This window comes from Candidatus Omnitrophota bacterium (assembly GCA_028717245.1).
GTDB lineage: Bacteria > Omnitrophota > Gorgyraeia > Gygaellales > Profunditerraquicolaceae > JAGUYA01.
The window spans coordinates 160395-177215 of the sequence record JAQUOD010000001.1 but is presented as its reverse complement, the minus strand read 5'-3'; the positions used below and the strand labels follow the sequence as shown (position 1 = coordinate 177215).

16 protein-coding genes are annotated in these 16821 nt (G+C 37.0%); all 16 read left to right on the top strand.

What is annotated here, in order from left to right; translation table 11 throughout:
- Position 1: 1 nt before the first annotated feature.
- The 16 genes from PHV44_01010 (at position 2) to PHV44_00935 (ending at position 16800) form a co-directional block, all read left to right on the top strand.
- The gene (locus PHV44_01010; protein ID MDD5591861.1) at positions 2-769 is read left to right on the top strand and encodes an aldolase/citrate lyase family protein; all 768 of its coding nucleotides are present in this window, start codon (positions 2-4) and stop codon (positions 767-769) included.
- Between the two features lie 5 nt (positions 770-774).
- Complete coding sequence (locus PHV44_01005; GenBank protein MDD5591860.1) at positions 775-1434, top strand: hypothetical protein; 660 nt, start codon at positions 775-777, stop codon at positions 1432-1434.
- Positions 1435-1454: 20 nt separating this feature from the next.
- On the top strand, positions 1455-2171 hold the full coding sequence (locus PHV44_01000; protein ID MDD5591859.1) for a CMP-N-acetylneuraminic acid synthetase: 717 nt from the start codon (positions 1455-1457) through the stop codon (positions 2169-2171).
- 15 nt (positions 2172-2186) lie between these two features.
- Entirely contained in the window at positions 2187-3998 is a 1812-nt protein-coding gene (locus tag PHV44_00995; GenBank protein ID MDD5591858.1) for a hypothetical protein, read from the top strand.
- Entirely contained in the window at positions 3995-4897 is a 903-nt protein-coding gene (locus PHV44_00990; protein MDD5591857.1) for an NAD(P)-dependent oxidoreductase, read from the top strand. Before PHV44_00995 ends, PHV44_00990 begins: the two co-directional genes overlap by 4 nt.
- A complete protein-coding gene (locus PHV44_00985) occupies positions 4887-5807 on the top strand; it encodes a glycosyltransferase (protein ID MDD5591856.1) in 921 nt (306 codons plus the stop codon). The genes PHV44_00990 and PHV44_00985 overlap by 11 nt, the downstream gene beginning before the upstream one ends.
- Entirely contained in the window at positions 5807-8116 is a 2310-nt protein-coding gene (locus PHV44_00980) for a cobalamin-dependent protein (GenBank protein ID MDD5591855.1), read from the top strand. The genes PHV44_00985 and PHV44_00980 overlap by 1 nt, the downstream gene beginning before the upstream one ends.
- Complete coding sequence (locus tag PHV44_00975; GenBank protein ID MDD5591854.1) at positions 8117-9985, top strand: ElyC/SanA/YdcF family protein; 1869 nt, start codon at positions 8117-8119, stop codon at positions 9983-9985.
- Between the two features lie 4 nt (positions 9986-9989).
- On the top strand, positions 9990-11252 hold the full coding sequence (locus tag PHV44_00970) for a glycosyltransferase family 39 protein (GenBank protein MDD5591853.1): 1263 nt from the start codon (positions 9990-9992) through the stop codon (positions 11250-11252).
- Positions 11249-11929: a methyltransferase domain-containing protein gene (locus tag PHV44_00965; protein MDD5591852.1), complete on the top strand. Its 681-nt coding sequence runs from the start codon at positions 11249-11251 to the stop codon at positions 11927-11929. The genes PHV44_00970 and PHV44_00965 overlap by 4 nt, the downstream gene beginning before the upstream one ends.
- Positions 11930-11977: 48 nt before the next feature.
- Positions 11978-12622, top strand: a complete 645-nt coding sequence (locus PHV44_00960) for a class I SAM-dependent methyltransferase (GenBank protein ID MDD5591851.1) — start codon at positions 11978-11980, stop codon at positions 12620-12622.
- The gene (locus PHV44_00955; GenBank protein ID MDD5591850.1) at positions 12619-13995 is read left to right on the top strand and encodes a glycosyltransferase; all 1377 of its coding nucleotides are present in this window, start codon (positions 12619-12621) and stop codon (positions 13993-13995) included. Before PHV44_00960 ends, PHV44_00955 begins: the two co-directional genes overlap by 4 nt.
- A gap of 59 nt (positions 13996-14054) precedes the next feature.
- Positions 14055-14576: a DapH/DapD/GlmU-related protein gene (locus tag PHV44_00950; protein MDD5591849.1), complete on the top strand. Its 522-nt coding sequence runs from the start codon at positions 14055-14057 to the stop codon at positions 14574-14576.
- Positions 14573-15184, top strand: coding sequence for a DUF4330 domain-containing protein (locus PHV44_00945; GenBank protein ID MDD5591848.1), 612 nt, complete (start codon positions 14573-14575; stop codon positions 15182-15184). The genes PHV44_00950 and PHV44_00945 overlap by 4 nt, the downstream gene beginning before the upstream one ends.
- A 276-nt stretch (positions 15185-15460) precedes the next feature.
- Entirely contained in the window at positions 15461-15832 is a 372-nt protein-coding gene (locus tag PHV44_00940) for a hypothetical protein (protein ID MDD5591847.1), read from the top strand.
- Positions 15829-16800: a GDP-mannose 4,6-dehydratase gene (locus tag PHV44_00935; GenBank protein ID MDD5591846.1), complete on the top strand. Its 972-nt coding sequence runs from the start codon at positions 15829-15831 to the stop codon at positions 16798-16800. Before PHV44_00940 ends, PHV44_00935 begins: the two co-directional genes overlap by 4 nt.
- The last annotated feature ends 21 nt before the right edge of the window (positions 16801-16821 follow it).

The following is a 16821-nucleotide window of genomic DNA, read 5'->3' as shown; positions in this document are numbered from 1 at the left end:
AATGTACGGACTGGAGAATAAATTATTTGAGCAGCTGGAAAAATTAAAACAACAATACGGCCTTAAGGGAATTAAAGCGGAATTTGAAGCAGAAGGATCTTCATTCAGGGATGCGGTGAAGTTAAGGAGATTGACATCGAGGATAGGGGTTAAATTATTCTTGAAAATCGGCGGAGTGGAGGCGGTAACCGATATAAAAAATTCAGTGGATATCGGGGTAGATGGTTTGATCGCGCCTATGGTAGAAAGCAAATTCGGGGTCAGGAAATTTGTCCAGGCATCTAAAAATATTTATAAAAAGACAAAGCTGCAGCTAATTTTAAATATAGAAACAAAAAGCGCCGTAAACCAAATTGATGAGATATTGGGATACGCAAAGGATAAGATTGACGGTATTACGATAGGCCGGACTGATTTAAGCGAGTCTTATTTTGATGAAAATATTCATCCCGATACTAATTTTATTCTTAATATTTTAGAAAATGTCGGACGTAAGATCAAACATTATAATTTACAGGCATGCATCGGAGGTGGTATCAGCGCAAGGAGCCTGGAGATATTTAGGAAGCATAAGAAGATCCTTAGATTATTCGATAAGATCGAAACGAGAAAAGTAATTTTACCCGCGCAGATAATACTGAATAATCCCAATGCCTTAAGGGCGGCCTTAAAATTTGAAGAGTTATATATACTCTCGAAAAAAGAGATAAATGATCTGTTTATAGAAGCAGAAATAGCCAGGCTTACGCAGTTGGAAAGGAGATTGTGATTAAAATGTATAAAAATGCAGCAGTAGTTATCCCGGCTTTAGAAAAAAACAGGTATAGCGAAGACGGCGATTTAGTCAGGTTCGGTGATTTAACTTTATTGGAATGGAAGATTGCTCAGGTGAAAAACCTTATCAGGGGAGAAAATATTTTTATCTCTACCCCTTCGTCTAAGATTGCGAAAATAGCTAAAGCCTATGGTGTTAATATAATCAAAAGGCATAAAATCGATATGTCAAAAGCTATTATCGAATGCGTAAAGGAAATAGATAAAGAAATTATTATCTGGACGCATGTGACTTCGCCTTTTGTCAGCGTAATTGATTTTAATAATATGCTGAAGAAATTCTTAAAATTGGGTTCAGGATACGACAGCCTCATTTCGGTTTCCAGGTTACAGGAATACATTATTTTTAAAAACCAGGCCCTTAATTTCGAGATGACTAAGGTTGTAAACAGAAATTCTCTTAAACCGGTTTATAAAATTACTAACGGTTGTTTCATAGCCAGAAAGGATATATATATAAAATATAAAAACTACTTCGGCATAAGGCCGTATTTATACGAAATCGATATGCTGGCTTCTATGGAGATTAAAGACATCACAGACCTGACTATAGCCAGCGACTTAATTTCTCTATTCTTTAAAAAGGAGCTCCAAATTTAGCGTTTTATCAGGAGACCGCGATGAAAATAACAGCATTATTAACAGGAAAAGCCAGCAGTACCTTGGCAGATAAAAATATTCTACCCCTTTTTAATAAACCTTTGGTTAGCTATCCCGCTAGAGCAGCCAGGCGCTCAAAATATATTTCCTATTTTTATGCCAGTAGTGACAGCGAGAAGATTTTGGAAATTGTGGGTAGGATAGGATATAAAAAAATATTAAGGCCGGAATATCTGGCGAGGCCCAATTCAAAACACGTTGAAGCCATAAGGCATGCCTTGAGAGAAATAGAAAGGCTAGATAAACTTAAACCGGACATCTTAATTGTGCTCTTGGCAAATTCCGCAGTGATAAAGACAGAATGGATAGATATTTGTATTAAAGAAATCTTAACAAATAAATCGGTTTCTGCAGTTGTTCCTGTTTGTTTAGATTTAGATCGCCATCCTTTTAGGGCGAAAAGGATTAATAAGAAGGGATTTTTGGAGCCTTTTTTTGATTTTAAGAATAAAACGATATCTACAAACAGGCAAGAGTTGGAACCGTCATATTTTCTCTGTCATAATTTCTGGGTACTAAATGTAAAAAAAACAATATTTTCAAAAAACGGCCAGCAGCCCTGGGCTTTTATGGGTAACAATATAAAACCGTTTATTATAGATGAATGTTGTGATGTCCATAAGGAAGAGGATTTTAAAAAAACAGAAGAGTGGATTAAAAAATACTTAAAAAAATAAGCCAAAAACTGTAGTATGTATGATACATCAAAAAAAATAGTAATAGGTTCTGCAGGGCAGATTATAAATTACGCAAGAGATTTTCCCATTGGAGCTGAATGGAGATGGTGTTATTTTGGGATTGACATTGAACGCAAACAGAAGATTGAAACTCTATTTTCTAGAACCAAAAGGTACTGCTACGCCAAAGAATTATATAAATTATCGCGTGATTTAAAGGAACCTTTTTTAGATTGGATTGCTAAGATTAATCTGCAATATAAGGATGATTTGCGCTGGTGGGCAGCGAGGCTCGCTTCTAAATCTCCGTTTCAAACCGATTTCTTTCTTTTGTTCTGCTATTTTAACCTGATACAAGGTTGGGCGCTTGATAAATCTTTACGTACAATTCCATTATTGGTGATAATTGAAGATCCCTATTTGCATCGGCTTTTGGAAACAGGAGTCCATAAAACAGGGATAAATTCTGTTCTTATAAAAGGGGTCTGTCTTAGGATGTTAGTTTCAATTATCTATTATCGGATAAAAGCCAGGTTAGCTACTGCTTTATTCTTGTGGCGTAAAATTATTCTTTTTTTGTTTGAAGGATATCTGAAAATAAAATTCTTTAAAAGGCTTAAATCAATAAATGATTCTGCTGCTGAAGTAATGGTATTTACTTTTTTTGATAAGCGCTCTTTTAAAGAAGGCGCCTTCAGGGATATTTATAAACTTGCGCTTATCGGGGATATTTATGAAAAAAAAGGTCATAAAGTAATAATGGGCTCACAGATTGACTTTTCCGGTCTTCTTGAAAATATAATCTTGAAGGTGAAAGGAAATTATTTTTTGCCTAATTTTTATTTAAAGATAGGGGATTGGCTGAGAACAATTTTCACACATCCCATTATGCCATCTGATAAAAGGGCGCAAATTTTACAAAGTACTGACTACAGCACATTATTCTTTAGAGAATATCTCCAGGAATCAGCTTCGACTTCTTTTTGGGTCAGGCTGTGTTTATATTACGCTTACAAAAATTATTTTAACGAGAATAAGCAGCTTAAACTTGTTACCTATCCCTTTGAGAACCAGCCTTGGGAGAAAATGATTCTTCTGGCTATTCAGAATGCTAATCATAGTATTGTAAGCGCGGGTTACCAGCATTCAACATTATCTTCAATGGAAATAAACCATTTCTTAAGCCCGCAAGAATATAAATTTACTCCCTGTCCAGACTACATAATCACAAATAGTTCCCATTATGAAAAGGTTTTGAATTCGGCGGGTTTTGAGGAAACAAAAATAATAAACGGCGGCTCAATTAGATATGCAAAGAAAACGGAAAAAGACGGTTTTGTCAAGAGAGGAAATCAATCAGAAAAGAACGTATTATTTATCTTACAGGTACCTCTTTCCCGCAGCCTGGAACTTATTTATTACTTGGGAAATGTGGTTTCAAAAAATCATAGCTTTAAGTTATATGTTAAACCCCGCCCAGAATTATTCAATAATAAATTAAGAAAGGCGATAAGAAAGGCGGCTAAGGCAGCAATAGTTAATTTGAGCCCGTTAGATGAAATTTTAAAAGAGATTGATGTGGTCGTTTACTCCTCAACAACCGCAGCCTTAGAAGCTTTAAATAAAGGGATACCTGTTTATAAAATAGATACTGAATTGATAGATTTGGATATTCTTGAAGATCTGGGTCTTAAGCCGTATAAAATAACGGAGAAACAAGAGATTGACTTAGATTTGATAAATTTCAACGGGGATATTTCGTTTCCGGCAGGCGATATTATTACTGAACCAACCAGGGAAGAGGCCTGGTTATCTCTTTTAAAATGAATATTTTAATAACTGGCGTAACTGGTTTATTAGGTAAATCACTCGTAGAAATGAATGTATTTTCTCATAATATAACAGGTATATACCTGGGGAAATATAAGATGGCAAACACTAAAAATCTAAAGTATTATTGTTCTGATATTCAAGATAAAAACGCTATGCAGAAAATATTTAATGAAAATAATAATATAGAAGTTGTTATTCATACTACCGGCATAGCTGATGTCGATTTTTGCCAGCAGCATTACGAAGAGGCATATCGCTCTAATGTTATCGGGACTCAAAATATCATAGAATTATGTAAAGAGACTGGTGCACGGTTATTATATGTATCAACCAACGCAGTCTTTGACGGAGAAAACGCCCCTTATAGAGAAGAAGATGAGCCTAACCCTATAAATAATTATGGGAGAATAAAATTAGAGTGCGAGAAGAGAATAAGAGAAACTTTTAATAAATACATAATAGTCCGTCCGATATTGATGTATGGCTGGAATAATCCTAATGAGAGAAAAAATTTAGTTACTTTCCTTCTGGACAAACTGAATAAAAAAGAAAGGGTGAATATGGTAAATGATGTGTATGAGAACCCTCTCTCGGCATACCATTGCGCTGACGTTATCCTGTCCCTTATAGATAAAGATAAGCATGGCATTTATCATATCGCAGGCAAAGATATAGTCAACCGTTACGAATACGCGATAATTATTGCAGATATTTTTGGCCTGGATAAAGACTTAATCAGGCCGGTAGATAGCAGTTTTTTTCCCCATATAGCGCCCAGGCCCAAAAACACATCATATCTGACTTTGAAATTAGAAAAAGAATTAGGATTTATTCCTTTAGGATTAAGGGATGGACTTATCAGGATGAAGGGTTTAAGAAGAGATGGCAACTAAAGAAACTCCGGAATTTAGCGTTGTGATCGTAGCATACAATCATGCTAAATACATCGCTATGGCCATAGAGTCTGTTTTACAGCAGACATATCAAGATTTTGAAATAATAGTGCTTGATGACGGTTCTACCGATAATATTCACGAAATCGTATTATCCTTTCCCGATAGCAGGGTTAAATATTTTTATCAGGAAAATAGCGGCCTGCCCGCATGCGCAAGGAATAAAGGAATTTCACTATCTAAGGGCAGATATATAGCCCTTTTGGACGGGGATGATTTTTGGCATAAGGATAAACTGGATAAATGCAGGCAGATATTAAACGATATGCCGCAGGTAGGTTTAGTTTGTCATAATGAGGCTATAATACACGGTAATAAAATCCTAAGATACACATCTTACGGCCCGCATGTAGACCAGATGTACAAAAAGCTTTTACTGGACGGTAACTGTTTGCATACCTCCGCAGTAGTTATTCGCAGAAGTATTTTTTTTGATGATGCCCTCAGGTTTTGCGAAGAAAAGAATCTTTTTACGATCGAAGACTACGAGTACTGGTTGAGATTAGCTATGAGATTCCGGTTCTATTTTATACTCGATGTATTGGGGTACTATAGGGTGACGGAAACAGGTGCTTTTTTACGGAGTACAGAAGTAAATGCCTTAAATATGCTTTCTCTTTTAGATTCGCATTTTTCCAAATTCGGCCATCAAGATAAAGACCTTCTGGAGAGGATAAGAAAACGCAGGTCTTCGGTTATGTGTGCTGCCGGAAGGGCATTCCATCATAAAAATAATTTTGAAGAAAGTAAAGAATGGTATAAGAAGTCGATATGCGAATATCCTTTTAATTATAAAGCAGTAATCGGGTATTTAGCCGCATTACTTAAATTACGTATTATGTATAGATAATGAAAATATTATTAATTCAGCCGCCTTTTACTATTTTTAAAACTGAGGCCAAGAAATGTCATCCGCCTCTTGGCCTTGCATATCTAGCTGCTGTATTAAAAGATGCTTATCAAGTTGCGGTTTTAGATGCATTAGCCGAAGGTTACGAGAAAGAAGCCAGCGTGGATATGGAATGCTTAAGATACGGATTATCCTTTGAAGATATCGGTAAAAGAGTAAAAGACTTTTCTCCGGATGCCGTGGGCATATCCTGTTTATTTTCATCTCAATCAGAGAATGTCCATGCGATATGTAAAATAGTTAAGGAAATAGATAAAAGGATTGTGACCATTTTAGGCGGGGCGCACTGCTCTGCGGTTCCCGCAGATGTCCTAAGGGATGAAAATGTAGATTTTATAGTTATCGGAGAAGGCGAGATAACCCTGAAAGTACTCTTGGAGCATCTTCAGAATAAAAGGTCTATCCGGGATATAGAAGGGATTGGCTTTAGGTATAACGATTCCGTAAAGATTAACCCAAGAATAAATTATCTGGAAAATCTAGACAGCCTACCGTTTCCTTACTGGGAAATATTCCCCTTAGAGGAATATTTCAGGATTAACAATCCCCATGGCAGCCCGGCAAAAAAAACACCTTTTCTACCCATGATTACCTCTCGTGGGTGCCCCTTTGAATGTATATTCTGTTCTATCCATAACCTATGGGGAAGGAATTATAGAAAAAGGTCGGCAGGACAGGTAGTGTCGGAAATAAGCTATCTTTTCCATAAATTCGGCGTTAAAGAGCTTCTCTTTGAAGATGACAACCTCACTCTCGATAAAAATCGGGCAGAATCCATATTTAAAGAAATGATAAGGCAGGGATTTAATCTCTTATGGAGCGTACCCAACGGGGTGGCTCTTCAGACGTTAGACGATGGAATGCTGGAACTGATGAAGCAGAGCGGTTGTTATAGGATAAGCATCGGAATCGAATCCGGAGATGAGCATGTTTTAAAAAATATAATCAAAAAACCCCTGATGCTTTCTCAGGTAAAGCCCATAATAAATAAGGCAGAGAAATTAAAGATAGAAACAGCGGTTTTTTTTGTAGTGGGGTTACCGGGAGAAACGCGCGAACACCTTAATAATACTTTTAAACTTGCGAAAAAACTCCAGGCAGATAATGTTAACTTCTTTTTTGCTACCCCCTTGCCAGGGACGCGGTTACTGGAATTATGCAAAGAGAAAAAATTAATTCCCAGTGAATTTAACTATAAAGACCTTAAGGCAGACTATCCAAGTTTTTCAACTGAAAATTTTTCTACAGATGGACTATATTCTCTTGTCATGCGCCAGAGATTAATGATCCAGATGCGATATTTAATTAGACATCCGTTTAAGGTGTTTTACAAAATATTACTGAAATTGATATATGACCCCAAATATTTCATAAAGTATAAATTACAGTTACAAAATAAACTAAAATCAAAAAAGGATAGCCGCGTTATTACCAAGGACACCGGTTTCAGGTATGGTTTCTTATGGTCAACCTGTGATAATATGCCGCCCCCAAAAAAATACCATCTGGATTTCATGCAAGAAACGATACCGGAAAAAATAACCAGAGGCTCATGCGGGTTAGAAATTGGTTGCGGATGCGGATGGGATGCATTCGCTATGGCCAAAAATAATCCTATGTTGCATGTTATTGGCATGGATATCAGTGATGGCGTTTACGTTGCCGCGAAGCTTAGCCGTAAGCTGAATAACGTTAATATTATAAAAGGGTCCGCAGTAGACATTCCTTTAAGAAACGGGGTTTGCGACTTTGTTTATTCTTTTGGCGTCCTGCACCATATACCTGATTATAAAAAGGCCTTTTTAGAAATAGGCAGGGTATTGAAAAAAGGCAGCCCGTGTTTTCTCTATCTATATGAGGACCATGCGCAAAATCTAATAAAATACCTTGGCATTAAGTTAATCAATATTATTCGCAAGTTTACCCTTAAGATTCCGCCGCGTATACTTTATCTTTTTTCCTGCTTGATATCCCCCGTATTTGTGATAATATTCTCCTATCCGGCTAGATTTTTTAAAAGATACAGGATTACTTATACGCTCTATGAAAAAATACCCTTCAATTTCGGCCGTTCCTTATTCTCTTTGAGGGGAGATATTTACGATAGATTTTCCGCTCCGGTAGAGCACAGATTCAGCCGCGATGAGCTATATAGGATATTTGATGAATTTAATTTTTATAATATCCAAATAACGAAGATTAAAGCTACGGCGGGTTGGGTAGCCTGGGGTTATAAGCAAGGTGAATAAATGTTAAAAAACCATAATATTATTTGTATATCAAGCATAGATTGGGATTTTGTCTGGCAAGGTCATCAAGAAATAATGTCTATTTTTACTAAAAACGGTAATAAGGTGCTCTTTATAGAAAACACAGGAGTAAGAAGCCCCAAATTCAGGGATATCCCCCGTTTACGGAAAAGAATTATTAATTGGTTTAAGGGTACCAGGGGTTTCAGGAATGAGATGGAAAATCTGTATATATTTTCACCGGTTATCTTGCCTTTCCAATATTCTTTGTTTGCGCGATGGATTAATAAACATCTGCTGCTTAAGCCGCTAAAAAAATGGAAGGATATAGTAGATTTTCACGCCCCTATTATATGGACATTCCTGCCTACGGGGATAGCCTTAGATATTATAAATAGTATAGAGAAGAAGTTATTAGTATATTACTGCATAGCAGACTTTTATAAATTAGTAAACAATCCTAAAAATTTAAAGAAAACCGAAGATGAGTTGATCAAAATGTGTGATTTGGTATTTGTCCAGGGGCCTGTTTTGGCAGAAAAATGCAGGAGCCTTAATAATAATGTTTATGTTTTTCCATTCGGCGTAAATATAAATATATTTAACAGCGAAAAAGAATTACCGGCGGGATATAATTATGTAGATATAAAGAATATAAAAAAACCGATAATCGGTTATATCGGAGGCATACATCGCCATATAAATTTTAATTTGTTGATGTATGTAGCAAAGGCTAACCCTGATTGGTCTTTCGTTTTAGTAGGGCCCATACAGACAGACGTATCATCTTTAAGGGGAATACCGAATATCATTTTCTTGGGGCAGAAAGATTTCCATCTGTTACCCGGTTATATTAAAGAGTTCGACGTCTGTATTATACCCTATTTAAAAAGCGAATATACTAATACCGTTTATCCCACAAAGTTAAATGAATACCACGCTTTTGGCAAACCGGTAGTTTCTACCGACATACCGGAAATCATGGCTTTCAACCGAGAAAACGGGAATCTCGTGTTAATTGCCAGGACAAAGGAAGAATTCATAAAGAAAATCAATAATGCCTTGGAAGAGAGGGATAGTAATTTGATTAGCGAGAGGATAAGGTTAGCGAAAGGGCATAGCTGGGATAAACGTATCGAAGAGATGAGCAATTTAATAGAAGGCGCTATCAGAAAAAAAGAAATAACCGGTTATTCCGATTGGCAGGAAATATTCAAACGTATTTACAGGACAGCAAGAAGAAGGTTTCTTGGGTCCGCATTTATTTTTCTTGCCCTATGGTTGTTAATATTTTATACACCTGTTATTTGGTATTTGGCCGAACCGCTTAAAATAGTAAATAAGCCTCAAAAGGCAGATGCGATTGTTGTTTTGGGGGGAGGGGTGGGCGAATCCGGCAAGGCAGGGCAGGGTTATGAAGAAAGGGTTGACTATGCAGTAAAATTGTACAATGAAGGCTACGCCGGCCATTTAATATTCTCTACAGGATACGGGTATGTGTTTAAGGAGGCCCAGCTAATGAAATCTTTGGCTATAAGTTTAGGCGTGCCTAATGAGGCCATCGTTTTAGAGGAAAACTCAGCGAACACCTATGAAAATATTAAGTTTGTAGAAGAGATCCTGTTAAAAAGAAACTGGAAAAAAGTATTATTGATTAGTTCTCCTTACCATATGCGTAGAGCCGCTTTAGTAATTAGAAAAAATGCCCCCGGCATAACCGTTATTTATACTCCGATTAAGAGCCGCTTCTATAGCCATGACATTAGCCCGGCAAAGAAAATATCGAAGAGGATAGACTTAAAACAAATAAAAGGCATAATCCACGAGTATTTAGCGATTGCGTATTATTGGTGGAAAGGAGGTCTCTAATACGATGGCCCGCATCAAAATAAACCGGGTTTTTGTGCTAATAGTCAGCATTCTATTCATTGCGACATTAGTCAGGGCCGTAGTCTTTATCTGGGGGGCGCATCATCATTCTATTGAAGTCTACGAATATGAAGAAATCGCAACCAACCTGATTCAGGGTAAAGGTTTTCTTTTGCCCCGGTATAATGCGCCGCACTATTCAGCCATTGCCCCGCTTTTTCCCTACCTTTGTGCGTTAGTATACCTATTGTTTGGTCACGAAATTGCATATATCATTTGGCTCCAGATAATCTTTAATGTCTTAATGTGCTACATTATTTTTTGTATCGGCAAGACTATTTTTGATAAAAAGGTTGGGTTGCTCTCAATGCTATTAGTAGCATTGCATCCCGGGTTGATAGTCTATTCTACCCTTAAGGTACATTCGCTTAGCCTGTATGCCTTATTAATAAGCGCCATAGTGTGGATGGTAATAAAGAATTACAATAGGGCGTCCTTAAAAAATAAAATTATATTGGGCGTATGTTTGGGGTTAGGAGCTTTAGAACGCCCTACGCTTCTTGCCTTTCTTCCCGTAATATTCCTATGGTTTTATTACTATCAACAAAACAGAAAGGAAACCCTTAAGATAATGCTGTATTCGGTGTGCATCGTTGCAATATTCTTGTTGCCTTGGTCCATCAGAAATTTATTAAGGTATAAGCAATTTTTTTTGATTCAGACTAACCAGTGGGAAGGCCTTTGGATTGGCAACAATCCCCATGCCACCGGAACGTTATATTTACCTAACGGAACTGCAGTTTTTGAAACCAGCCCGGCGGAATTTAAACAAAAGCTATATACGCTTGATGAGATGGGGCAAATGGATTTATTTAAAGATACCGCAATCGGTTTTATCAAAGAAAATCCTTTAAAATTTTTAATTCTAACTTCAAAAAAGATATTCTATTTCTGGTGGTTTTCCCCACAAAGCGGGATCCTGTATCCATCCAGGTGGCTAGGGTTATATAAAGCGTATTATACAATCATGATAATTTTTGCCTCAATCGGGTTTTGGCTCGCTTTTATAAAATATCCTCTTAGAAAATTCGTCCTATTATTAGTATTTTTTTTATTTGCGCTTTCTATATTGCAAAGTTTTTATTACGCCGAAGGCAGGCATCGCTGGAGCGTAGAAGCGTTAATTCTCATTTTGGCTTCTTTTGGGATCGCCTCAGTTTTTCTAAAACTTCGAACTTACTTTAAAAAACGGGCTTGCTTTCAATGATTATTAAGATAGACGAAAAAGATATCGGGCAACGCAGGTTAATTTTTGAGAAAAAAAAGGTATTGCAGCTTGTGTATTACAGGTGGTATAAGCAAATCGCGAAAAATCTTAATGCCGGAGGAAAAACGCTGGAAATCGGAAGCGGATTCGGAGATTTTAAGCGCTTTTTTCCATCTTGCGTTACGAGTGATATCATAGGTGTAAGGGGGGTTGATTTAGTGTTTGATGCGAATCTTATTTTTCCATTCAGAGACCATTCCTTTGTTAACCTTGTGTGTATTGACGTTTTTCACCACTTAAAGGATTTGACTGTTTTTTTTAAAGAGGCATCGAGGATTCTAAAACAGGGGGGCAGAGTAATTATTATCGATATGTATATTTCTATTATTTCCTATTTGGTTTTAAGGCTATTTCATTTTGAAAATATACAACAAAATGGAATGGTAACAGGAATATTTTTTAAAAATCGTAAACAAAATGATTTATTCGCGAATGAGTTTTCTATCTTAAGACAAGAAATCCATGATTTTTTAGTGTATCCGTTATCAGGCGGTTTTAATTATCCCAGCATGATTCCCCGTATACTGCTTAATTTGTTTTTAAGCATTGAAGATAAATTTGCTTTCTTGAAATATATAAGCGCCTTTAAGGCTACCGTGGTGTTAGAGAAGATATAAAATATCTATAACTAAAACTAAAAAAAAGATGCTCTGTAATGCCATAAAATGAATTTACCCGCGGCAATAAAAAGGATACAGTTTAGGACTAAGGAATTAAACGATTTTACTGAGTATCTGTATCATCCTTTAATCGGCCTATTTTACAGGCATAGGTTTGAAATGGTAAGAGGCCTTTTAGACAATAAATACGATAATATCCTGGAAATTGGATTTGGCCCGGGGGCTCTTTTGCCTACTTTGGCAGGCAGATGTTCTATGCTGTACGGTATTGATATACATAATGACGTGGATAAAGTTGGGCTGGTAATGAAAGAGTGCGGGGTAAAAAATATTCAATTATTTTTTGGGGATATACGTAATATGCCATTTAAAGATAAGGCCTTTAATCTTGTAGTCTGCCAGAGCGTTTTGGAACATATAAAGGATTTAGAGCTGGCAGTTAATGAAATTAGCCGCGTTCTCAAAAAAGGCAGTAGTGCTATCATTGGTTTTCCGATTCGAAATAAACTAAGCAAAGCATTATTTGCGATATTGGGTTATGATGATAAAGAGATACACCCTTCGGGGCACAAGGAGATATTGACGAATGCGAAAAAGAAATTAGCGTTAGAACGTTCGATTTTGTACCCTAAAATCTTCGGGTTAGATAACGCATTATACTTTGTAGGTAAATTTAGGAATGAGGCATGAATAAATTAATTGTTAAAGAATATTTTAATAAAATAGCGCCTTCCTATGATAAGCACAGAAAACGGTATGCCTATTATCATAGGACGATTCAGAGATTTTATTCATCCATCATCCCGCAAGGCAAAGGTATATTAGAAATAGGCTGCGCAACCGGAGATTTGTTGAGTGCCCTTATGCCAACCAGGGGGTTTGGCATTGATATAAGCGAAGAGATGATCTGTTTAGCTAAAGAAAAGCATGCCGAGTTAATGTTTCAAGTGGCAGACATTTCCGGACTAAGGGGCTGCGATAAATTTGACTATATAGTTCTGTCTAACTTATTAGATTATTCCGATGATATAATTGACTTATTTTCTACCCTTAAGCTTTATCTTAAGCCAGATTCAAAAATAATCATTACGACGGTAAATCCGCTTTGGCAACCGATAATAAAGCTCTTAGAGATTCTGCGGTTAAAAGAAAGCGATAAAATCAGGAATTTCGTTACTAACCGCGATGTCATAAATATGCTTAATCTTTTGGATTATGATATAATTGAAGCGGGTTATAGGTTGTTATTGCCTTTTTATATCCCTTTTTTTTCTTATCTTGCGAATAAAATATTCAGCCGCGTCCCCGGGATTAATAATTTGTGTAGTTTACAATTTATTGTTGCAAAGCCGAAAATTGCGTATAAAGATCTTTCCTGTTCTATTGTGGTGCCTTGTTTTAATGAAGTCGAAAATATTAAAGAGTGTATAGAGTCGATTCCTCGGTTAGTGCCGAATACCGAAATTATTGTTGTCGATGATGGTTCAACCGATGGCACAGCCAAAGTAGTGGAGCAGCTAAAAAGGTCGTCGGGCCACACGATAAAACTATTATCCTATAAGCCTAATCAAGGAAAAGGGATTGCCTTAGAAAGAGGATTTAAAGAATGTGGCGGGGATGTGATAATTATATTAGATGCGGATATGTCCGTATCTCCGGTCGAGCTACACAGATTTATTGAACCAATCACAAGAGGCAGGGCCGAGTTTATAAACGGTACCCGCATGGTGTATCCAATTGAAGAAGGCGCGATGAGTTTTTTGAGATTTATTGGAAACAAAATATTCGGTATTATTTTAAGTATTATGATTGGGCAGAGAAATACCGACGTACTCTGCGGGACAAAGTCGCTTCTTAGAAGCTATATACCGTATATTAAAATGGGCCGGTGCAAGTGGGGCGATTTTGATCTACTATTCGGAGCTTCTAAGTTGAAAATGAAAATCATCGAAATGCCTATTCATTATAAAGCCAGGATTGCCGGCAAGTCGAAAATGAAGCTTTTTAAAGATACGCTTTATTTTCTTAAGGCGAGTTGGCGGGGTTTTAACGACTTGGATTAAAACTTATGCTTCTTTCTTTTTTGAGACGACATACTCTTAGGCAAATAGTCCGCCTTGTCATGGAAGAATATATTGGATTATTATTTCGTTTCTGGCCTGGATACGAAGGTATGATTTTAAGGCGCGCGCTTTACAAAATGTTGTTCAAGAAAATAGGTAAAAAATCGATAATTTTTTCCAATGCATACCTTACTCATACCTATAATATTTCCGCAGGAAATTGCTTAGCCATTAATAGCGGCGCTTTTATTGATGGCCGAGGCGGCATTGAGATAGGCGATAATGTGTTAATCGGCCCGCATGTGTTTATAGGATCTTCAAATCATGCGGTTGAAACAACAAATGGTTTACCGCGGATATTCGTCGGGCATATACCAAAGATGGTAAAAATCGGTTCTAATGTTTGGATTGGCGCGCATGCGGTGATATGCCCCGGAGCAAATATCGGCGACAATTCTGTTATTGGAGCCGGCAGTGTGGTAGTGAGCGATATTCCGGATTCTGTAGTTGCGTGCGGTAGTCCTTGCGAGGTTAAAAAAACACAACATAAACAGTTAAAGCCAGAGGGAGGAGTAGTATGAAGGTGATAGATGAAAAAGGCAGATTGTTCGGTAAAATTAATGTAATTGATTTTTTGGTGATTAGCTTCTTATTAAGCTTAACCCCTATCTTTTATTTTGGTTATAAGTTATCTACTTCAAAGCAGCTTGAACAACAAGCGCTACAGGCACAACAAGCGCTACAGGCACAACAAGCGCTACAGGCACAACAAGCATCGCAAGCGCAGCAAATACAGAATAAAGAATCACTACAGGCGCAACATGTACCAAAGAAATCTTTAGAGGTTGAAATTCTTTGCAATTTTATTGAAGTCCCGGCATATCTTTTACCATATGTAAAGGCAGGAGAGAAAGAAATCGGCACAAAAGGCGAAGTGCTGGGAGAAATAATCGCTGTAGTTGGGAAGCCTGAACCATTTAAATATAGTTATAATTTAGGGAATGATGAATATGGAGAATTGAAAAAAATATGGATAAAAGACCCGGAATTAAAACAAATTGCTGTAAGACTTAAGCTTAAGGTAGAGGTTAGGGGCGCCGATTTATATTATAATAATCAAGATATTAAACTTGGCTCAGCGTTTCTTTTTAAAACTAATCTTTATAAATATAAAACTATACCAATATAGCCACAGGAATAATTTTGGCTCTGTTAATGTTGGGCTGTGTAAAATAACCCATGCTTTAATAAAAAAATAATGTTAGCAATCATAATAAGGAATAGCCTTTTTATATCGGTATTAAAGAAGACATCAGAAGCCTTTTGTTCTATTGAACGACGGCTGTATAAGGCGTATAAGAATAACCGAATATACAGATCGTTCAATACATTCTGGACCAAAATAATAGCAAGTTTTAAATATATTCTTTGGGAAAAGATTACTGAGTTAGATAGAGAATGCAATATGGTAATTTTGGATAATAGCGAATTTGCTAAATGCTTGCGGAATTTATTTAAGGCATGGCAATTAAGAACCATGGATTATAAAAGCACAAGTGCAACTATAGGTCTGTTGGTCGCCGTCAGAAGAAATGCGTATCTTTCACCCGTAAAAACAGCAAGCATCATTATGGTTGTCGTTATTTTAACAAACACCATTTTTTCTGTATTAGTTAATAAAGATATGGTATTGACGGGCTGGATTATTAGAGGTATGTTATTGTCTACGGGATTGGCTGGATTATTTTGTGAGGTAGGGCCAAAAACCCTGGCAAGTACAAGTTTATTCTTGAAATTGATAAATCATTATAAACGATTGGATGTGGAGGAAAAATGAAGGCATTGATCACGGGTGGCGCGGGATTTATCGGTTCGCATTTAACTGAAGCATTACTTATCGGCAACAATGAGGTTATTGCTTTAGACAATCTTTCTACTGGAAGATACGAAAACATCGAGCACCTGTTGAAGAATAGAACTTTTGAATTTGTCGAAGGGGATATTTTAGATGCGAATCTGGTAGATAAATTAGTCGAGAAAATAGACTGTGTTTTTCATTTGGCTGCGGCAGTCGGAGTTGATTTAATAGTAAAAAAGCCGCTGGAGTCATTGACTACTAATATTAAGGGGAGCGAGGTTGTGCTGGATGCAGCGCTTAGGTATCGCAAAAAAATTCTGATTGCCTCTACCTCTGAAATATACGGCAAGAATGTTAACGGGCCGCTAAAGGAAAATGACGATAGAATTTTAGGTTCTCCTTTAAAGGCCCGCTGGAGCTATTCTACAGCTAAGGCAGTTGATGAAATGTTAGCGTATATTTATTGGCGGGAAAAGAAGTTGCCCGCGTTCATAGTGCGCCTTTTTAATACTGTCGGGCCCCGCCAGACCGGTGCTTATGGTATGGTTATGCCGCGTTTTATCTCGCAGGCATTAAAAAACGAGCCCATTACCGTGTATGGCATGGGTAACCAATCCAGGTGTTTCTTGCACGTTAAAGACACAGTTAGGGCACTGACTAAACTGATAAATGAACCGAAAGCAATAGGTGAAGTATTCAATATCGGCAGCCAGGAAGAAGTTACCATTGAGCAGTTAGCAAGGGAAATAATCAAAATCACTCAAAGTAATTCAAAAATAGAATATATCCCTTATGAAAAAGCCTATGAGGAAGGTTTTGAGGATATGCAACGCAGAGTTCCCGATATAACCAAAATTAATAAATTGATAGGATTCAAACCCACGTATGCCTTGTCCGGGATAATTAAAGATATCGTCAGTTACTTGAAAAATAAAAGCCCAGCATAAAAATCCTTCCCCGGGTTATCT